The following is a 17,875-nucleotide window of genomic DNA, read 5'->3' as shown; positions in this document are numbered from 1 at the left end:
ATAAATTTCTGTAATATATTCATTAGCGGCACTCCAGATTTGCATAGCTAATAGCATTATCTATCTCGCTTTTCGGTAATTGATAGCTTGCCTGACATTGCTGATAAGAACCGTCTCCCCACTGTATATTTATTATGCCTTGTAAAGGCAAACCGGAGAGATAAACCTGACCACTGTCGCCAACTATTCCTGTAATCTGAGTCGTCCCCTCAGTGGGTACACTGGCTGTCGCACCAAATGGAACAGGTTTATTACGATAGCGAACATTAAATAAACCACGAATACCGACATGGGCATTAAACTCAGCGCGAACTAAAGCGCCTTTACTGGGTATCACTTCCATGCTGGTAGCATCTAATTCTGTATGCATACTCATAGACATAGGGTCTAAAGAGATATTATTACGCCTGTATTCCGTGGCATAAGGTACGACAGCATAGCCACGCCAGTCTGTCTTCACTCCCGTTCCACGTTCCACATTTACATTGTTTGCCCCAGGTGCTTTTATCAGTATATTTGTTTCACCTAACGGCTGGCTTAGCGTGAGACCATTTTCATGAACAACCAGGGCACCACTTAAACCATAGTTAAATTGCTGGTTACCATTATTATCGTAGCTGTATCCTGAATTTAGTGAACCATAAGCACCACGGTAATTTAAACCTACCGATCCATTCCCATCATTATTCTGATTGGCGAAATTTTGTTGAATGTTATAGTTAAGATTATGTTGCTCCAGCAGTGAGCCTGATACTCCAGCATACTGATTCACATGGCCGCTATTATCCTGACTGTAACCATAAGTCGCAGTCATAGAATTTGATGCATTACGCCCATCAACGGCTGGTGATAGCCAATTGCTGATCGGCAATGAGACATTGACGGATAAGATTCTGTCAGCATCAGAACCCGGTGATTTGCTATAATTATAAGCAACATTTAAATAAACCCCATGCACGCTCGTATTATAGCCGACCTGATATAAGGTATCTTTATTATTCGTATTCCAGTAACTTTGCTGACTTGCCGCCAAATACATAGAACCATATTTACCTAATGGTTGCGATATATTTGCCTGAAACTTTCCTCTTTTGTTATAACGCAAATTGTAAAAATCATTCCAGTTATAAACATAGTCTTTTTCATTAAGAGTATCTGGATCGATAACTGTCCCCGACATTTGTTTATATGTGGTATCACTCAACGAATAAAATCCTTCCGTCGAGTAACGATAACCAATAATCTGAAAAGCCGTACCTGTTTGCACTAATGATTTTGAGTATAGAAAACGGTACGATTTCCCTTGATGTTTACTGCCATCGGCAAGCGTGCTATTGGCTTGCGTCAAATCGAATGACGTCGCTCCAAACATACCAAGGTTGAACCCCAGCCCGAGAGCTATTGCCCGATAATTATCAGAATATTGTATTCCTCCATATGCAGTAATATCCCAGGGTAATCCCCAAATCAAATCGCCCTGAAAGATATATGGATTATTTTGATTGTAGCTATTAGTACGATATTTACCGGCCGTCGCGGAATATTTTATATGGCCTTCGCGTTGAAGGATGGGAACAGCGGCGTAAGGAATGGTATAGATAGTTTCGGAATTATCAGACTCTTTGATCGTAACTTCCAAATCCCCTGCGGAAGACGTAGGGTTCAGATCGTTGATTTCAAAAGGTCCGGGAGGAATATAAGTCTGATAAATAACATAGCCATTTTGTTTAATCGTTACCTGAGCATTGCTTTTAGCAATGCCGCGCACAGTAGGGGCAAAACCACTTTGGCTATCGGGCAGCATGTTTTCGTCGGACTCAAGTTTAGCACCACGAATACTCACGCTGTCGAAAACATCTGATGAAGACCAGGTATCACCCAGTGTTAATTCACTTTTGAAAGGAATAATTACCCGTTGTAATGTACTACTCACATGTGCAATTTTCCCCGGTGAATTACCTGAACGACTCCATGTAGAGTAATCACGAAAACGCCACGCCCCTAAATTTAAACCTGAACGCAGATTTAAATAATAGCTATCAGACACGTAGTCGCCACGATCACTATTGCCAGAAAAATCATAATTAATAAGAACTGCCGGGATACCATTATCCCATTCTTCAGGTGGAATATAGCCACGTGCCTCATGCTTTAATATTGCCTGCGGGAAAGTCAGTTTGAGTCGTTGCGCATCAAGTTCAGGTGTATATTGAACTTCTGCAAACCATATACGCAAATCGAGACAATGATTCCCCTCATCTTGCGCCTGCTCCGGCAATGCACTTTTGTTAATTCCTAAAATGACTAATTCATCGAGCGAAAAACAGGGAATCAACTGATTCTGCTCATCAGCTTTGAAAGTGACCTTACGTGATGTCAAAGGCGAATCATTGACCCATATTTCAACCTCATAACTACCAGGTAGATAAGTCATCCCTTTCTCAAAACGAGATAAATCAGCAACAGCTTCAGTATCACCCGACAGAAAGGCAGGGTTAAAGCGCATACCCGCCGCTGAATACGCAGGCAAAAGTGTCAGTAGAAGCGGTATACACTGCCCCATCTGCTTGTTCCTTGCCATCCAGTGTTCGAGTTTTTTGAGCTTTAGGTTCATATCCCTGACCTGAGTTGCTTTAACGTTTTAATCTTCCAGGTTTATTGCATCGTTCCCTTTTGCCTGGCTGTTGTGGCACCGTAATCATTGATAGTTTGATAAGTAATTTCGCCCGCTAACGTCACCGGAGAAGATACTGTGATGTCGCTTTTTGGGGGAACAAACGTATTGGGTAATTTTGCCCCTTGCACCCTGATTCCTGTCACCGTCAGATAATAGGGAGAAGGATTAATGATTTTCAGTTGTTTACCTTCGTATTTAAATCGCAACATATCCCGTGCTTTACCAGCCTGAACGGGTAAGTTAGTCGGACGGTAAAATAATTTAATCCTGTTTTGTAACGCCAGTTGTAATGTGTTTTTCTGGGTATTCTTCTCATCCGTCGGCGGAATCGCTTTCACGTTCATCCAGAATAGTGTTTCACGGTCAGTCGGTAACTGTGTTTTACCAATAAACATTATCCGCAGTGATGCTTCTTTTCGGGTTGGCAACATAAATAATGGAGGCGTAACCACAAAGTTTGGACTTTTCTTACCGCTTTGATTGTCATCCACCCATGACTGAATTAAATAGCTGGTATTGGACCCACCATTCTGCACACTTAACGTAATTTGCTGACTGTCAGATGGATAAACCAGACGCGTAGAACCAAGACCAAAACCACCCGCTGCAATAGCGTTGATAGATATGGCGGACAGTAAAAATAGAGCACCGACCCTTATGGCATATTGAGTCTTCAGCGAAGGTTTAATGTTTCTATTTGCAAAACATTTATTTTTTGAAATCCATCTCATACTGCATCCTTGTAGATGAAAATTAACTGCAATTATTAACTCGTGTATATTTATTATAAATAAACACGTAGTATTAATTTCAGGCTACAAATAACTGTAACCTGAAATTATATTGTTGTAATTATTCGTACAGCACGACGAAACTTGCCGTAGATTTCACCAGACCTGGTGCAACGGTACTACCGTTCTGAGCATAGCCCGCGGTAAATGCAGCGATAAAATCATGGGCGGTTGCATCGCCAGGAATCACGTAAGCCGCCGAAGAACTACTCCCCTGAGGAGATTGTGTATTCAGTTTAACCAGGCCATCAGTTGTCGTGTTTTTAGAATAAATACGAATCCCTACTCCAGTTGCTCCCGCTTCGCCAGTACCATCAGCATCAGCAGCCCCTTCCACTTCATTGGCAAGCGTCTGGTTGGCACCGTCCGCTGCACCAGTAAAACGGAATTCAATATTTTGACTGGTCGTATTGCTACAATCGGTTAGTTTAATATTGAAGTTAGTCTGGTTACTGGCACCCGTTGCTTCAGTATCGATGCCCGTGAAAGCGTTAGAAGGTACGACTGGCAGTACCACTTCAATCTGTTTCGATTCTGTTGCAATCTTACACGTCGCTTTAACCACGCGACCAGTAAAACGAATGTTTCCGCCCATCGCATCGGTGTTGTCATCCATATCGGTAAGTTTCGGATAATCAACGGTGCTCCAGTCTGTATCGGCACCACCAAATTGTGATGCATCGCCTGGCGCAGCAGTTACCGCAGTTGACATCAGCATACCTGATGCGAGTAAAGCTACGGATAAATTAGATAGATTGAATTTCATTTATACCTTTCCTTTTGTTAAAAAATCCAAGCAATATTGGCGATTATTATTACATTCAGCTTTAACAAGTCACATTATTAAGATGAGCAAAGCTGGCGTTGGTGAATCCCAGGGGGATTATATTAAGGGATAGATTGACTTAAAAATATTATATGTGCTGTTTAGCAATGTAACTAAAAAATCCCATACTCGCAATGAGTGACTTTATATAAACATACAGTAGATTGAAAATAAAGGGTTTTATTTTAAACAGAATAGCTGAGGAGTGGTGAAATATATAAATATAACGAATGATTTATTGGTTATTTATTTATGGTGTTTATTATATGATGCGTACTCAGATGAAATTTTTTATTAATAATTTATTATTAATAGATGCTGTGTGTAAATCGTCATGACATATTATTTATCTGATATAAAAATGCCGTATGCCCATTAACGATAGTTTTAAATGGAACACACGGCAGTTATCACTTTGCGAAATTACAATCTCACTGGATCAATATGCCAGATAAGATCGGCGTACTCTTTGATGGTTCGATCAGAAGAGAAGTAGCCCATATTGGCGATGTTCAGCATCGCTTTGGCTGTCCACTCTTCCGGACGCTCGTAAAGTTCGTCAACCTTATCCTGGCAATCGACATAGCTGCGATAATCCGCCAGTACCTGGTAGTGATCGCCAAAGTTGATCAGCGAATCAACCAGATCGCGGTAGCGGCCCGGATCTTCCGGACTGAACACGCCGCTGCCGATTTGCGTCAGCACCTGATGCAGTTCTTCATCTTTCTCGTAGTATTCACGCGGTTTGTAGCCCTGACGACGCAGTTCTTCCACTTCTTCCGCTGTGTTACCAAAGATAAAGATATTGTCCGCACCGACATGATCCAGCATCTCAACATTCGCGCCGTCCAGCGTACCGATAGTCAGCGCACCGTTAAGTGCAAACTTCATGTTGCTGGTGCCAGAAGCTTCTGTCCCTGCCAGTGAGATCTGTTCGGAAAGATCGGCCGCCGGGATGATCAACTGCGCCAGGCTGACGCTGTAGTTCGGGATAAACACCACTTTCAACTTGTCGCCAATCTGCGGATCGTTGTTGATCACCGTCGCTACATCGTTGATCAAATGGATAATGTGCTTCGCCATGTAATAGGCCGATGCTGCCTTACCGGCAAAAATATTCACACGCGGAACCCATTTCGCATCAGGATCGGCCTTGATACGGTTATAGCGGGTGATAACGTGTAACACATTCATCAATTGACGTTTGTATTCGTGAATACGTTTGATTTGCACATCAAACAGCGCTTTCGGATTCACCACCACATTCAGTTGTTGTGCGATGTACTCCGCCAGACGCTTTTTGTTATCCAGCTTCGCCTGATGAACAGCATGATTGACCATCGGGAAATCACAGTGCTGTTGTAGCTCGTTTAATTGGCTCAGGTCGGTACGCCAGTTACGCCCCAGGTGTTCGTCCAGTACGGCTGAAAGCGACGGGTTCGCCACCGCCAGCCAGCGACGCGGCGTCACACCGTTGGTGACGTTGGTGAAACGTCCTGGGAAGATTTTCGCAAAGTCGGCAAACAGCGATTGCACCATCAGATTAGAGTGCAACTCCGACACACCGTTAACTTTGTGACTGACCACAACAGCCAGCCAGGCCATCCGCACACGACGCCCATTAGATTCATCAATGATCGACGCCCGTCCCAACAAGTCGGTATCGTTCGGATACTGCTCCTGCAAGGTTTTCAGGAAATAGTCGTTGATCTCAAAGATAATCTGCAAATGACGCGGCAGAATTTTACCCAGCATATCGACCGGCCAGGTTTCCAGCGCCTCGCTCATCAGCGTGTGGTTGGTGTATGAGAAGACCTCACAGCACACTTCAAAAGCGTCGTCCCAGCTAAATTTGTGCTCATCAATCAGCAGGCGCATCAGCTCAGGAATCGACAGCACCGGATGGGTGTCGTTGAGATGAATCGCGATTTTATCCGCCAGATTATCGTAGGTTTTATGCAACTGATAATGGCGACTTAAAATGTCCTGAATGGTTGAGGAGACCAGGAAATACTCCTGACGCAAACGCAGTTCACGCCCGGAATAGGTGGAATCATCCGGGTAAAGCACGCGGGAAACGTTCTCGGAGTGGTTTTTGTCCTCCACCGCCGCGAAGTAATCGCCCTGGTTAAATTTACCGAGATTAATTTCGCTACTGGCTTGTGCGCTCCACAGACGCAAGGTGTTTGTCGCGTCAGTATCATAACCTGGGATGATTTGGTCGTAAGCCACGGCCAAAATTTCTTCGGTTTCAATCCAGCGCGTTTTCTTGCCTTCTTGCTGAATACGACCGCCAAAACGCACTTTGTAGCGCGTATTGTGGCGTTTAAATTCCCACGGATTGCCGTACTCCAGCCAGTAGTCCGGAGACTCTTTCTGACTGCCGTTAACGATGTTCTGTTTGAACATACCGTAGTCATAACGGATTCCGTAACCGCGTCCCGGCAACCCTAAAGTCGCCAGTGAATCCAGGAAGCAGGCCGCCAGACGCCCCAGGCCGCCGTTACCGAGGCCCGGGTCATTTTCCTCATCAATCAACTCTTCGAGATTTAATCCCATCGACTCCAGCGCACCCTGGACATCGTCATAAATACCTAACGACAGCATGGCATTGGAGAGAGTTCGGCCAATCAAAAACTCCATCGACAGGTAGTAAACCTGTCGAGTTTCTTGCGATAGCTGGGCACGATTCGAGCGTAACCAGCGCTCCACGAGACGATCGCGCACAGCAAATAACGTTGCGTTCAGCCATTCATGTTTATTGGCTACGACCGGATCCTTTCCAATCGTAAACATCAGCTTATAAGCGATAGAGTGCTTAAGAGCTTCTACGCTAAGCGTGGGCGATGAATATGTAAACGGAGCATTCATATAGGCGTTTCCTGAAAACTATTTCAAGCGATAGTAAAGCTCACGGTACGACTTCGCCGCGACCTGCCAGCTAAAATCCATTGCCATAGCCTGACGTTGCACAAACCGCCACAGCGAAGGGCGGGACCACAGAACAAAAGCGCGCCGAATAGCCCGTAACAACGACCAGGCATTACTATCTTCAAAGACAAACCCACTGGCGACGCCATCTGCAAGGTTCTCAAGAGAACAGTCAGAAACCGTATCAGCAAGCCCACCGGTACGCCGCACCAATGGCAGCGTGCCGTACTTCAATCCATAAAGTTGCGTTAAGCCGCACGGTTCAAAACGACTGGGCACCAGAATGACGTCCGCGCCGCCCATAATGCGATGCGAAAATGCTTCGTGATAACCAATCTGTACACCAACCTGCCCGGGATGTTCCGCCGCTGCGGCAAGAAAACCTTCCTGCAACACCGGATCGCCCGCGCCAAGTAACGCCAGTTGTCCCCCCTGTTCCAGAAGGCCCGGTAAGGCCTCCAGCACCAGGTCAAGACCTTTCTGGCTGGTCAGACGGCTCACAACTGCAAAAAGCGGCACTTTATCGTCAACCTTAAGCCCCATTGCGATTTGCAACTGGCGCTTATTCTCCGCTTTATCCTCCAATGAATCGCGGGTGTAACGCGAGGCTAAAAGTAAGTCCGTCTCTGGACTCCATATTTTCTCGTCCACGCCGTTCAGTATGCCGGAAAGCCGCCCTTCACGATGACGTTGCTGGAGCAGACCTTCCATACCGTAGGCAAACTGAGGTTCAGTAATCTCACGAGCGTAGGTCGGACTAACCGCGGTAATGTGGTCAGCGTAATACAATCCGGCTTTCAGGAAAGAGATTTGCCCGTTGAACTCCAGTCCGTGAACATTAAAGAATGACCATGGCAATTGGATGTCATTCATGTGATGTGCATAAAACATGCCTTGATAGGCCAGATTGTGCACAGTAAACACCGACTTCGCCGGACGCCCACTTGCCGCCAGATACGCAGGCGCAAGGCCCGCATGCCAGTCGTGCGCATGCACCACATCGGGACGCCAGAATGGGTCAAGCCCGCTTGCCATCTCTGCCCCAACCCACCCCAGCAGTGCAAAACGCAATACGTTGTCGGTGTAGGCAAATAAGTTGGTATCGTGATACGGGCTTCCGGGACGATCGTAGAGATGTGGCGCATCAATCAGGTAAATGCCAACCCCGTTGTAATGCCCGAACAGCAGCGTGAAATGCCCGGCAAAGGTATCACGACGAGATACCACCTTTGCATCGGTCACGCCGCGGCGAATATCGGGAAATGCAGGCAACAGTACGCGAGCGTCAACGCCGTCTGCGATTTGTGCTGCGGGTAATGCCCCAATAACATCAGCCAGACCGCCGGTTTTAAGCAGCGGGAACATCTCTGAACATACATGTAAAACCTGCATTATCGCTCCTGTTTATACCCTAACTTCCGTAGCATTTCGCGCGTAACCAGCACGATGCCTTCTTCTGAACGATAGAAACGACGTGCATCCTCTTCTGCATCCTCACCAATCACCATGCCTTCCGGAATAACACAAGCGCGGTCAATGACACAGCGACGCAGACGGCACGAGCGACCTACCCATACTTCTGGTAGCAATACGGCGGAATCAATGTTGCAGAATGAATTCACGCGAACGCGTGAGAACAGAACGGACTGCACCACCACCGAACCAGAGATCACACAACCGCCAGAAACCAGGGAGTTAAGGGTCATCCCGTGGCTACCGGAGCGATCCTGAACGAATTTCGCTGGCGGCAATGATTCATTGTAGGTACGAATCGGCCAGTTGCGATCGTACATATCCAGTTCCGGCACGACAGAGGCCAGATCGAGGTTCGCTTTCCAATAAGCTTCCAGCGTCCCCACATCGCGCCAGTACGGCTCGGCGTCCGGGTCGGACTGTACACAAGAGAGCGGGAATGGATGCGCATAGGCGAGGCCTTCTTCGGTAATTTTTGGAATCAAATCTTTACCAAAGTCGTGGCTGGAGTTTTCATCGCGATCGTCTTCTTCCAGCAGTTCATACAGGTAGTCGGCGTCAAAGACGTAGATCCCCATACTCGCCAAAGATTTGCTCGGATCGTTTGGCATTGACGGCGGGTTAGCCGGTTTCTCAACAAATTCGATAATTTTATCGTTTTCATCGACAGCCATAACACCAAATGCAGAGGCTTCTTCAATTGGGACTGGCATACAAGCAACGGTACAACGCGCACCTTTTTCGACGTGGTCGATAAGCATTCGCGAATAGTCCTGCTTGTAGATATGGTCACCCGCCAGGATCACCACATACTCCGCTTTATAACGGCGAATAATGTCGAGGTTTTGGGTAACTGCATCAGCCGTACCGCGATACCAGTTTTCCCCTTTCATTCTCTGCTGCGCTGGCAGCAGATCGACAAACTCGTTCATTTCTTCATTGAAGAACGACCAGCCGCGCTGAATGTGCTGCACCAGGGTGTGAGACTGGTACTGGGTGATCACGCCCATACGGCGGATACCGGAGTTGATGCAGTTGGACAGAGCAAAGTCGATAATGCGGAACTTGCCGCCGAAGTGTACGGCAGGCTTTGCTCTCTTATTGGTTAAATCCTTCAGGCGAGTACCGCGTCCCCCCGCCAGAATCAAGGCAACAGACTTCAATGGCAGCTGGCGTGCCAACATTAAGTGATCGTTCTTCTCTAAACTAATCATGACTAACTCCTTTTTTATCATCTCTGGAACACACACAATCCGTGTGCAGGTCCCGGCCAGACAGCCGTAATCACTGGGTTATCCTCTCCAGCGAATGGGGGAATGGCATGCCACTCCCCTGCAGGTAAAACAATCTCTGTTACCTCAAGCGTGGCGTTTATTGCGATCAAGAAACGATCCGAAAGCAAAATTTGCAGTTGCTTCGGCCCGTTCTGCCACTCATCCGAGCTTAAAGATTGAGCATATCGATTTAGCCAACGGACATTGCCGTCGCCTTCTTCCCACCAGCGATCCTCTACCAAAGCAGGAATGCGCTTGCGCAGATGGATTAACGCGGCGGTAAACGCGATTAAACCACTGCTTGCTTGCGACCAGTCCAACCACGTTAGTTGGTTATCCTGACAGTAAGCATTGTTATTGCCATGCTGGCTGTGACCATGTTCGTCACCGGCCAGTAACATCGGCGTACCCTGGGAGAGCAACAACGTTGTTAACAGGGCGTGAATGCTGTCGCGCCGCCGTTCAACCAGATCAAGAGTACCGCCTAATCCTTCTTTACCATGATTGTTACTGTAATTGTTGTTGGTTCCGTCGCGATTTTCTTCTCCATTTGCTTCATTGTGTTTATGGTTGAAACAAACGCAGTCGCGAAGCGTAAAACCGTCATGTGCTGTGACCAGATTAATCGCAGCACTCGGCAGACGGCCATTACGTTTAAAAACATCACTGGATGCGGCAAAGCGTCCGGCAAACTCTCCCAGAGGTAAATCATAATGCAGCCAGAAACGGCGGGCGGCATCGCGGAAATGATCGTTCCACTCGGCAAACAGCGGAGGGAAATTCCCCACCTGATAGCCGCCGGGTGCGATATCCCACGGTTCAGCAATCAGCTTCACTTGCGAAAGCACCGGGCAATTCTGGATAGCGATAAACAGCGGCGCATCCTGACGAAACTCCGGCGTTCGCCCCATGACTGTTGCGAGATCGAAACGGAAGCCATCAACGTGACAGGTTTCCACCCAATAGCGTAGACAGGCGCTGGCGTATTCCACCACTGCCGGATGGCTCAAGTTGAGTGTGTTGCCACAGCCGGTCCAGTTGTGATAATCGCCGTCTTCTCTTATCCAATAATAGCTACGGTTATCGATCCCGCGCAGTGAGAATACCGGACCGTCGAGATCCAGTTCCGCACTGTGGTTGAGCACGATGTCGAGAATGACCTCAATGCCCGCTTTATGCAGGGCTTTGACTGCATCACGAAACTCATCCAGCGCCGTTTCTGGCGAGCAGGCATACGCCGGATGCAGCGCAAACAGCGCCACCGGGTTGTAACCCCAGTAGTTGCTTAGCCCCATGCGTTGCAAACGCGGCTCACTGGCAAATTGCGCCACCGGCAGCAGCTCCAGTGCGGTAATGCCCAACTGTTTTAAATAGTTGATCATCACCGGATGCCCCAGGGCTTTATAAGTGCCGCGGATCTCTACCGGGATCTCCGGGTGCAAGTAGGTTAATCCTTTGACATGGGCTTCATAAATGATAGTGCTGCCCCACGACGTGCACGGCGGGGCATCATCTTCCCAATCATAGTGGTCCACTACCACGACACATTTCGGCGCAATGGCAGCATTGTCGCGATAGTCAGGTTCACTATGGCCAGCGTGCAGCAGCGGGTTATCTTTAAATTCCCCGACAATCTGCCGCGCGCAAGGATCAATCAACAACTTCGCCGGGTTAAAGCGATGCCCCATGGCGGGTTGCCATGGGCCATGAACGCGATAACCATAACGCAAACCCGGGCGCGCATCCGGCAGATAACCGTGCCAGATATCGCCACTTCGTCCTGGCAAGTCATACCGATGTTCTACGTCCTGGGCGTCAAACACACACAGCTCTACCCGCTCGGCATGAGCGGAGAAGAGCGTGAAGTTGACGCCCTGGCCGTCGTAATGCGCGCCAAGGGGAGCGGGTTTGCCAATGGCAAGTTGTGTCATTCTCCCTCCCGAACCAGCCAGATAGTGGCCAGCGGCGGTAGTGTAAGGCTTAATGAATGCTGACGACCGTGGCTGGCAATCTCATCGCTGTGTACCGCGCCGCCATTGCCGGCATTACTACCGTGGTAGTGCATGGAATCAGTGTTGAGGATTTCACGCCATTTACCCGGCTGATTAATGCCAAAGCGATAGTCATAGCGCGGCACCGGCGTAAAGTTACTGGCAACGATAATTTCATTCCCCTCTTTATCGCGGCGAACAAAAATCAGCACCGAGCGTTCATGGTCATCCACCACCAGCCATTCAAAGCCATACGCGTCGAAATCCAGCTCATGCAGTGCTTTATGATGACGATAAGTGTGGTTCAGATCGCGTACCAGACGCTGGACACCGTGATGCCAGTTGTCACCGCCTTCCAGCAGATGCCAGTCGAGGCTGGCATCGTGGTTCCACTCTCGCCCTTGGGCAAATTCATTACCCATGAACAGCAGTTTTTTGCCCGGAAACGCCCACATCCAGGCATAGTAGGCGCGCAAATTGGCAAACTTCTGCCATGCATCACCCGGCATTCTGTCGAGAATCGATTTTTTGCCGTGCACCACTTCGTCGTGCGACAACGGCAGGACGAAGTTTTCAGTGTAGTTGTAGAGCATCCCGAAGGTGAGTTTATCGTGATGGTATTGACGATAAATCGGGTCGAGCTTCATGTAATCCAGGGTGTCGTGCATCCAGCCCAGGTTCCATTTGTACCAGAAGCCCAGGCCGCCAATATCCTGAGGACGAGAAACGTTCGGGAAGTCGGTAGACTCCTCCGCCATCGTTACCGCGCCAGGAACTTGCTCACCGATAATACGGTTGGTATTGCGCAGGAACTCAATCGCTTCCAGATTCTCGCGTCCACCAAACTCGTTGGGGATCCACTCACCCTCTTTACGGCTGTAATCACGATAAATCATCGACGCTACTGCATCGACACGCAGCGCATCAATACCAAAACGTTCAACCCAGTACAGCGCGTTACCGACGAGGAAATTGCTGACTTCACGACGTCCATAGTTGTAGATCAGGGTATTCCAGTCCTGGTGGTAGCCTTCACGCGGATCGCTGTGCTCATACAGGTTCGTACCGTCAAATTCGGCAAGCGCAAAGTCATCAGTCGGGAAGTGCCCCGGCACCCAGTCGAGAATAACGTTCAAACCGGCTGCGTGTGCGGCATCAATGAAATAACGGAAGTCATCACGAGTACCAAAACGACGAGTTGGCGCATACAGACCCGTCGGCTGATAGCCCCAACTGCCATCGAACGGATGTTCATTAATCGGCAACAGTTCGAGGTGGGTAAAGCCCATCCACTTGGCGTAAGGCACCAGTTGATCAGCCAGTTCGCGATAGCTTAGCCAGAAGTTGTTGTCGGCGTGACGACGCCAGGAGCCCAGGTGAACTTCATAGATAGAGATTGGCGCATCAAACTGATTCGCTTTTTTGCGCTCTTCAGTCTGTACGACTTTTTCAGGCAGTCCGCAAATAAGGGAAGCGGTTTCCGGGCGCATCTGCGCTTCGAAAGCATAGGGATCAGACTTCAGACGGAGATTACCGTTAGCATCAATCATCTCGTATTTATAGAGCTGACCGTTATGCGCGCCAGGGATAAACAGTTCCCAGATACCGCTTTCTTTACGCAGACGCATTGGGTGACGGCGGCCATCCCAGTAGTTGAATTGCCCAACGACCGAGACTCGTCGGGCATTTGGTGCCCAGACAGAAAAACGCGTGCCGGTAACGCCATCCATAGTATCAGCGTGCGCGCCTAAGGTTTCATATGGGCGCAGGTGAGTACCTTCAGATAACAGCCAGGCATCCATTTCCTGGATTAAAGGACCAAAACGGTAAGGATCATCAATCAGGTTCTGCTGACCATGCCAGACAACAGCCAACTGATAACGGAAAAAATTCTTACGCCGCGGTATGACGCCGCTAAAGAATCCACGAGAGTCGAGACACTCCAGTTTAGCGACTTTGCGTCCGGTTTTTGGTTCAATCACCCACACATCGGTGGCATCAGGTAAAAGGGCACGGACTTCCAGTCCCGCTGTAGTTTTATGCATTCCCAGTACGGAAAATGGGTCTGCAAAATGGCCTGCAATTAGCGCGTTTATCACGTCTCTATCGATACGAACGGACATGCTTGTCTTCCTGTTTTATTGTGTCACCCCATCCAACTGATTTTTGACATCTGGTTGTGACATTTTTTTGACCTGAACGACGCAGCACTCTGTGCATCCTCTCTGCGTCGTCCTCCCTTCAGGTAAGGCAGTGAATACCCAGGTATTCTGCCACCCTTAAAGAATAGCCAATGCTTTATCTAACTCCCGGTAAATCATGAAACATCTGCGCTTACTCCTGTATTACGCACTAAAAGGGGCGGCATCGCGCCCCAAATTTAATGAATAAAGATTACGCCAGTTGACGAAGCATCCGACGCAGCGGCTCCGCGGCCCCCCACAGCAACTGATCACCCACGGTAAAGGCTGACAGGAATTCTGGTCCCATATTCAGTTTACGCAGGCGGCCTACAGGCGTGGTCAGCGTGCCGGTAACGGCTGCTGGGGTTAGCTCACGCATCGTGATTTCACGATCGTTTGGTACTACTTTCGCCCACGGATTGTGCGCAGCCAGCAGTTCTTCCACGGTCGGAATGGATACATCCTTTTTCAATTTAATGGTGAATGCCTGGCTGTGGCAGCGTAGTGCCCCGACACGCACACATAAGCCATCTACCGGGATCACGGAAGATGTGTTGAGGATCTTGTTAGTTTCCGCCTGCCCTTTCCACTCTTCGCGGCTCTGACCATTATCGAGTTGTTTGTCGATCCACGGAATCAGGCTACCAGCCAGCGGCACGCCAAAGTTATCAACTGGCAGTCCGCCGCTGCGGGTTAGCGTCGTAACTTTGCGTTCGATCTCGAGAATAGCAGAGGAGGGGGTCGCAAGTTCATCCGCCACATGGCCATACAACTGCCCCATCTGGGTTAATAACTCACGCATATGTCGCGCACCACCGCCGGAAGCCGCCTGGTAGGTCGCAACGGAAACCCAATCAACAAGATTATTAGCGAATAAACCGCCCAACGACATCAACATCAGGCTGACAGTACAGTTACCGCCAACAAAAGTCCTGATGCCTTTATTTAATCCGTCGGTAATGACGCCCTGATTAACAGGGTCAAGGATGATGATGGCGTCATCTTTCATGCGCAGAGACGATGCTGCGTCAATCCAGTAACCTTGCCATCCGCTTTCACGAAGCTTTGGATAGATTTCGTTGGTATAATCGCCGCCCTGACAGGTCACGATGATATCGAGAGCCTTCAGCGCTTCCAGATCAAAAGCATCCTGAAGTGTGCCGGAGGTGCCGCCAAAGGACGGCGCAGCCTGGCCAGACTGGGAAGTCGAAAAGAAGACAGGGCGAATGGCGTCGAAATCGCGCTCTTCAACCATGCGTTGCATGAGAACGGAGCCGACCATACCGCGCCAGCCGATAAAACCAACATTTTTCATAAGCGTTTTTTTCCTGCAAAGATGTGTGCTGTATAAATGTGCCTGTGTCCTCATGGCACATCTTTCACCATACAAAAAGCAGCCAAAGTCGCAAGTGAAATTAATCAATGATAGCGAAGCCATCAGTAATGCGACTTATCCTGCTTTAACAGCACGCAGAAAGTCCACCGCAATTATCAGGGAACTTGAGTTATGAATGAAATCATTTCTGCAGCAGTTTTATTGATCCTGATTATGGATCCGCTCGGAAACCTACCTATTTTTATGTCCGTACTAAAACATACTGAACCGAAAAGACGCCGGGCAATCATGGTGCGAGAATTGCTCATCGCGCTATTGCTGATGTTAGTGTTCCTGTTTGCGGGCGAGAAAATTCTGGCATTTCTTAACCTGCGGGCAGAAACCGTCTCTATTTCTGGCGGCATCATTCTTTTTCTGATTGCCATTAAGATGATTTTCCCCAGCGCCTCGGGTAACAGTAGTGGACTTCCGGCAGGTGAAGAGCCGTTTATCGTGCCGCTGGCAATTCCACTGGTGGCGGGGCCGACTATCCTCGCCACGCTGATGCTGCTGTCACACCAGTACCCGAATCAGATGGGCCATCTGGTGATTGCCCTGCTGCTGGCATGGGGCGGCACATTTGTCATCCTGCTACAGTCATCGCTCTTTTTGCGCCTGCTGGGCGAGAAAGGGGTAAACGCACTGGAACGCCTGATGGGGTTGATTCTGGTAATGATGGCAACCCAGATGTTCCTCGACGGTATTCGGATGTGGATGAAGGGGTAATGTTCAAACAGGTGCTGCGCACAACCAGCATTTTTCGCCGCTGATTAACCACAGCATCTATAGCTTCCCATTGCCCTTCCCTGAAGGTAGCGGTGGCGTTACTTAACATCCGTTGTAACAGCAATTCAGCTCCGTGTTTCTCCATCATCTTCTCCTGCGTCCGTTAACGCAGTGATTAGAATGGATAATGAGCCAGTGTTTTTGCGAGAGAGATCAAAAAGATGAAGAGAGGGGAAAAGAGAAATGAATTACTGCGAGCAAGCTCGCAGTAATTTGTCGCGGTAATTAACTCAACAACTGAAACGCAATCATCCCGACGATGGCACCGACAGTACCAAGAATGGTTTCCATCATGGTCCAGGTTTTCAGCGTTTCGGCTTCGGTCGCGCCGGTAAATTTACCGAACAACCAGAAACCGGCGTCGTTAACATGGCTGACTACAATCGAACCACCAGCGATACAAATCGACAGCGCCGCCATTTGCGCACCGGAGTAATTCAGTTGTTCAATAACCGGCATCACCAGCCCCACCGCCGTTAAACAGGCAACGGTTGCAGATCCCTGAATGATGCGCACCGCCGCTGCCAGCACGAAGCAGGTGATCGCAATCGGCAGGCCCATCCCGGTTAACGCTTCGCCCAGCGCCGGACCTACGCCAGAGTCAACCAGCACCTGTTTGAACACACCGCCCGCACCAATCACCAGCAGAATAATCCCCGCAGGTTGCAGCGCGTGACCGCAAATCTCCATCACTTTGTCTTTCGGCATACCCTGACGCATCGCCAGACCATAAATCGCCACCAGACAAGCAACCAGAATCGCGGTAAATGGATGGCCAACAAACTCAAACCATTCATAAGCCGTTGACCCTTCTGGCACAAAACGTGCAGCAATGGTTTTCAGCCCAACCAGTACTAACGGCAGCAGGATCAGCGACAAACTGAATCCGAAGGACGGCATTTTGCCTTCGCCAAGATGCGGTTCACTGATGTCGTCAGGAATATGCAGCTCAACGTAACGGCTGATGAAATTACCCCACAGCGGGCCGGCAATAATCATCCCCGGAATTGCCGCACACAGGCCAATCAGGATCATCCAGCCAAAGTCGGCATTCATCTGCGATGCCAGCAGCATTGGCGCTGGCCCCGGCAGCAAGAACGCCGCTGCCGCTGCTACGCCTGCAAACAGCGGGATAACTAGCTTTACCAGGTTTGTGCCCGTGTGGCGCGCCATTGAGAATGCAACGCTAATCAGCAGAACAATCGCCACTTCAAAGAACAATGGTAACGCACAGACCAGACCCGCAAGGCCAATGGCATAATGCGCGCGGCTGTGACCGAAGGATTTGAGCATTTTGACGGCAATCTGATCGACTGCGCCGGTTTCATGTAAGATCTTGCCAAACATGGCTCCCAGGGCGACAACCACCGCCAGGAAACCAAGGGTACCTCCCATCCCTTTTTCCATCGTCGCTGCGATTTTATCGAGCGGCATACCGGAAAAAAGGCCAGCCCCCATAGACACCACCATCAAAGCCAGGAAAGCATGCATACGCGCCTTCATGACTAAAAACAGCAGCAGTAAAACAGACCCTACTGCTGTTAAAACAAGCGTTAATGTAGTCACTA

11 protein-coding genes are annotated in these 17,875 nt (G+C 49.1%); 1 reads left to right on the top strand and 10 read right to left on the bottom strand.

Annotated elements, in window-relative coordinates:
• Nucleotides 1-22 precede the first annotated feature (22 nt).
• From ESM_RS0122675 to asd, 9 genes are all read right to left on the bottom strand, one after another.
• On the bottom strand, nt 23-2,614 hold the full coding sequence (locus ESM_RS0122675; protein WP_001049759.1) for a fimbrial biogenesis usher protein: 2,592 nt from the start codon (nt 2,612-2,614) through the stop codon (nt 23-25).
• 41 nt (nt 2,615-2,655) lie between these two features.
• Entirely contained in the window at nt 2,656-3,408 is a 753-nt protein-coding gene (locus ESM_RS0122670; RefSeq protein WP_001267297.1) for a fimbria/pilus periplasmic chaperone, read from the bottom strand.
• A 121-nt stretch (nt 3,409-3,529) separates the two neighbouring features.
• Nucleotides 3,530-4,234 (bottom strand): fimbrial protein, encoded by a 705-nt coding sequence (locus ESM_RS0122665; protein ID WP_000671320.1) that lies wholly within the window; start codon nt 4,232-4,234, stop codon nt 3,530-3,532.
• A gap of 483 nt (nt 4,235-4,717) precedes the next feature.
• Nucleotides 4,718-7,165: a glycogen phosphorylase gene (gene glgP / locus ESM_RS0122660; RefSeq protein WP_000993434.1), complete on the bottom strand. Its 2,448-nt coding sequence runs from the start codon at nt 7,163-7,165 to the stop codon at nt 4,718-4,720.
• 18 nt (nt 7,166-7,183) lie between these two features.
• Nucleotides 7,184-8,617, bottom strand: a complete 1,434-nt coding sequence (glgA, locus tag ESM_RS0122655; protein WP_001197632.1) for a glycogen synthase GlgA — start codon at nt 8,615-8,617, stop codon at nt 7,184-7,186.
• A complete protein-coding gene (glgC, locus tag ESM_RS0122650) occupies nt 8,617-9,912 on the bottom strand; it encodes a glucose-1-phosphate adenylyltransferase (RefSeq protein WP_000624233.1) in 1,296 nt (431 codons plus the stop codon). The genes glgA and glgC overlap by 1 nt, the downstream gene beginning before the upstream one ends.
• A gap of 17 nt (nt 9,913-9,929) precedes the next feature.
• Complete coding sequence (gene glgX / locus ESM_RS0122645) at nt 9,930-11,903, bottom strand: glycogen debranching protein GlgX (protein WP_000192558.1); 1,974 nt, start codon at nt 11,901-11,903, stop codon at nt 9,930-9,932.
• Nucleotides 11,900-14,086: a 1,4-alpha-glucan branching enzyme gene (glgB, locus tag ESM_RS0122640; protein ID WP_000116221.1), complete on the bottom strand. Its 2,187-nt coding sequence runs from the start codon at nt 14,084-14,086 to the stop codon at nt 11,900-11,902. The genes glgX and glgB overlap by 4 nt, the downstream gene beginning before the upstream one ends.
• A gap of 271 nt (nt 14,087-14,357) precedes the next feature.
• Nucleotides 14,358-15,461, bottom strand: coding sequence for an aspartate-semialdehyde dehydrogenase (asd, locus tag ESM_RS0122635; RefSeq protein ID WP_000799968.1), 1,104 nt, complete (start codon nt 15,459-15,461; stop codon nt 14,358-14,360).
• A 192-nt stretch (nt 15,462-15,653) separates the two neighbouring features.
• Between asd and yhgN the strand changes: the two genes are divergently transcribed.
• Complete coding sequence (gene yhgN, locus ESM_RS0122630; RefSeq protein WP_001002535.1) at nt 15,654-16,247, top strand: NAAT family transporter YhgN; 594 nt, start codon at nt 15,654-15,656, stop codon at nt 16,245-16,247.
• Between the two features lie 285 nt (nt 16,248-16,532).
• Here the strand turns inward: yhgN and gntU are convergent, their stop codons facing one another.
• A complete protein-coding gene (gene gntU, locus ESM_RS0122625; RefSeq protein ID WP_000210103.1) occupies nt 16,533-17,873 on the bottom strand; it encodes a gluconate transporter in 1,341 nt (446 codons plus the stop codon).
• Nucleotides 17,874-17,875 lie beyond the last annotated feature (2 nt).

The sequence above is a fragment of the Escherichia sp. TW09308 genome (assembly GCF_000208565.1).
Classification (GTDB): Bacteria; Pseudomonadota; Gammaproteobacteria; order Enterobacterales; family Enterobacteriaceae; genus Escherichia; species Escherichia marmotae.
The sequence above is the reverse complement of the archived record's forward strand: the minus strand, read 5'-3'. Positions and strand labels throughout refer to the sequence as shown.

What these genes read in the sequence shown, in the direction of transcription:
- ESM_RS0122675 (WP_001049759.1), bottom strand. Translation starts at nt 2,614, where the DNA reads ATGAACCTAAAGCTCAAAAAACTCGAACACTGGATGGCAAGGAACAAG.
- glgC (WP_000624233.1), bottom strand. Translation starts at nt 9,912, where the DNA reads ATGATTAGTTTAGAGAAGAACGATCACTTAATGTTGGCACGCCAGCTG.
- glgA (WP_001197632.1), bottom strand. Translation starts at nt 8,617, where the DNA reads ATGCAGGTTTTACATGTATGTTCAGAGATGTTCCCGCTGCTTAAAACC.
- ESM_RS0122665 (WP_000671320.1), bottom strand. Translation starts at nt 4,234, where the DNA reads ATGAAATTCAATCTATCTAATTTATCCGTAGCTTTACTCGCATCAGGT.
- yhgN (WP_001002535.1), top strand. Translation starts at nt 15,654, where the DNA reads ATGAATGAAATCATTTCTGCAGCAGTTTTATTGATCCTGATTATGGAT.
- ESM_RS0122670 (WP_001267297.1), bottom strand. Translation starts at nt 3,408, where the DNA reads ATGAGATGGATTTCAAAAAATAAATGTTTTGCAAATAGAAACATTAAA.
- glgX (WP_000192558.1), bottom strand. Translation starts at nt 11,903, where the DNA reads ATGACACAACTTGCCATTGGCAAACCCGCTCCCCTTGGCGCGCATTAC.
- asd (WP_000799968.1), bottom strand. Translation starts at nt 15,461, where the DNA reads ATGAAAAATGTTGGTTTTATCGGCTGGCGCGGTATGGTCGGCTCCGTT.
- glgB (WP_000116221.1), bottom strand. Translation starts at nt 14,086, where the DNA reads ATGTCCGTTCGTATCGATAGAGACGTGATAAACGCGCTAATTGCAGGC.
- glgP (WP_000993434.1), bottom strand. Translation starts at nt 7,165, where the DNA reads ATGAATGCTCCGTTTACATATTCATCGCCCACGCTTAGCGTAGAAGCT.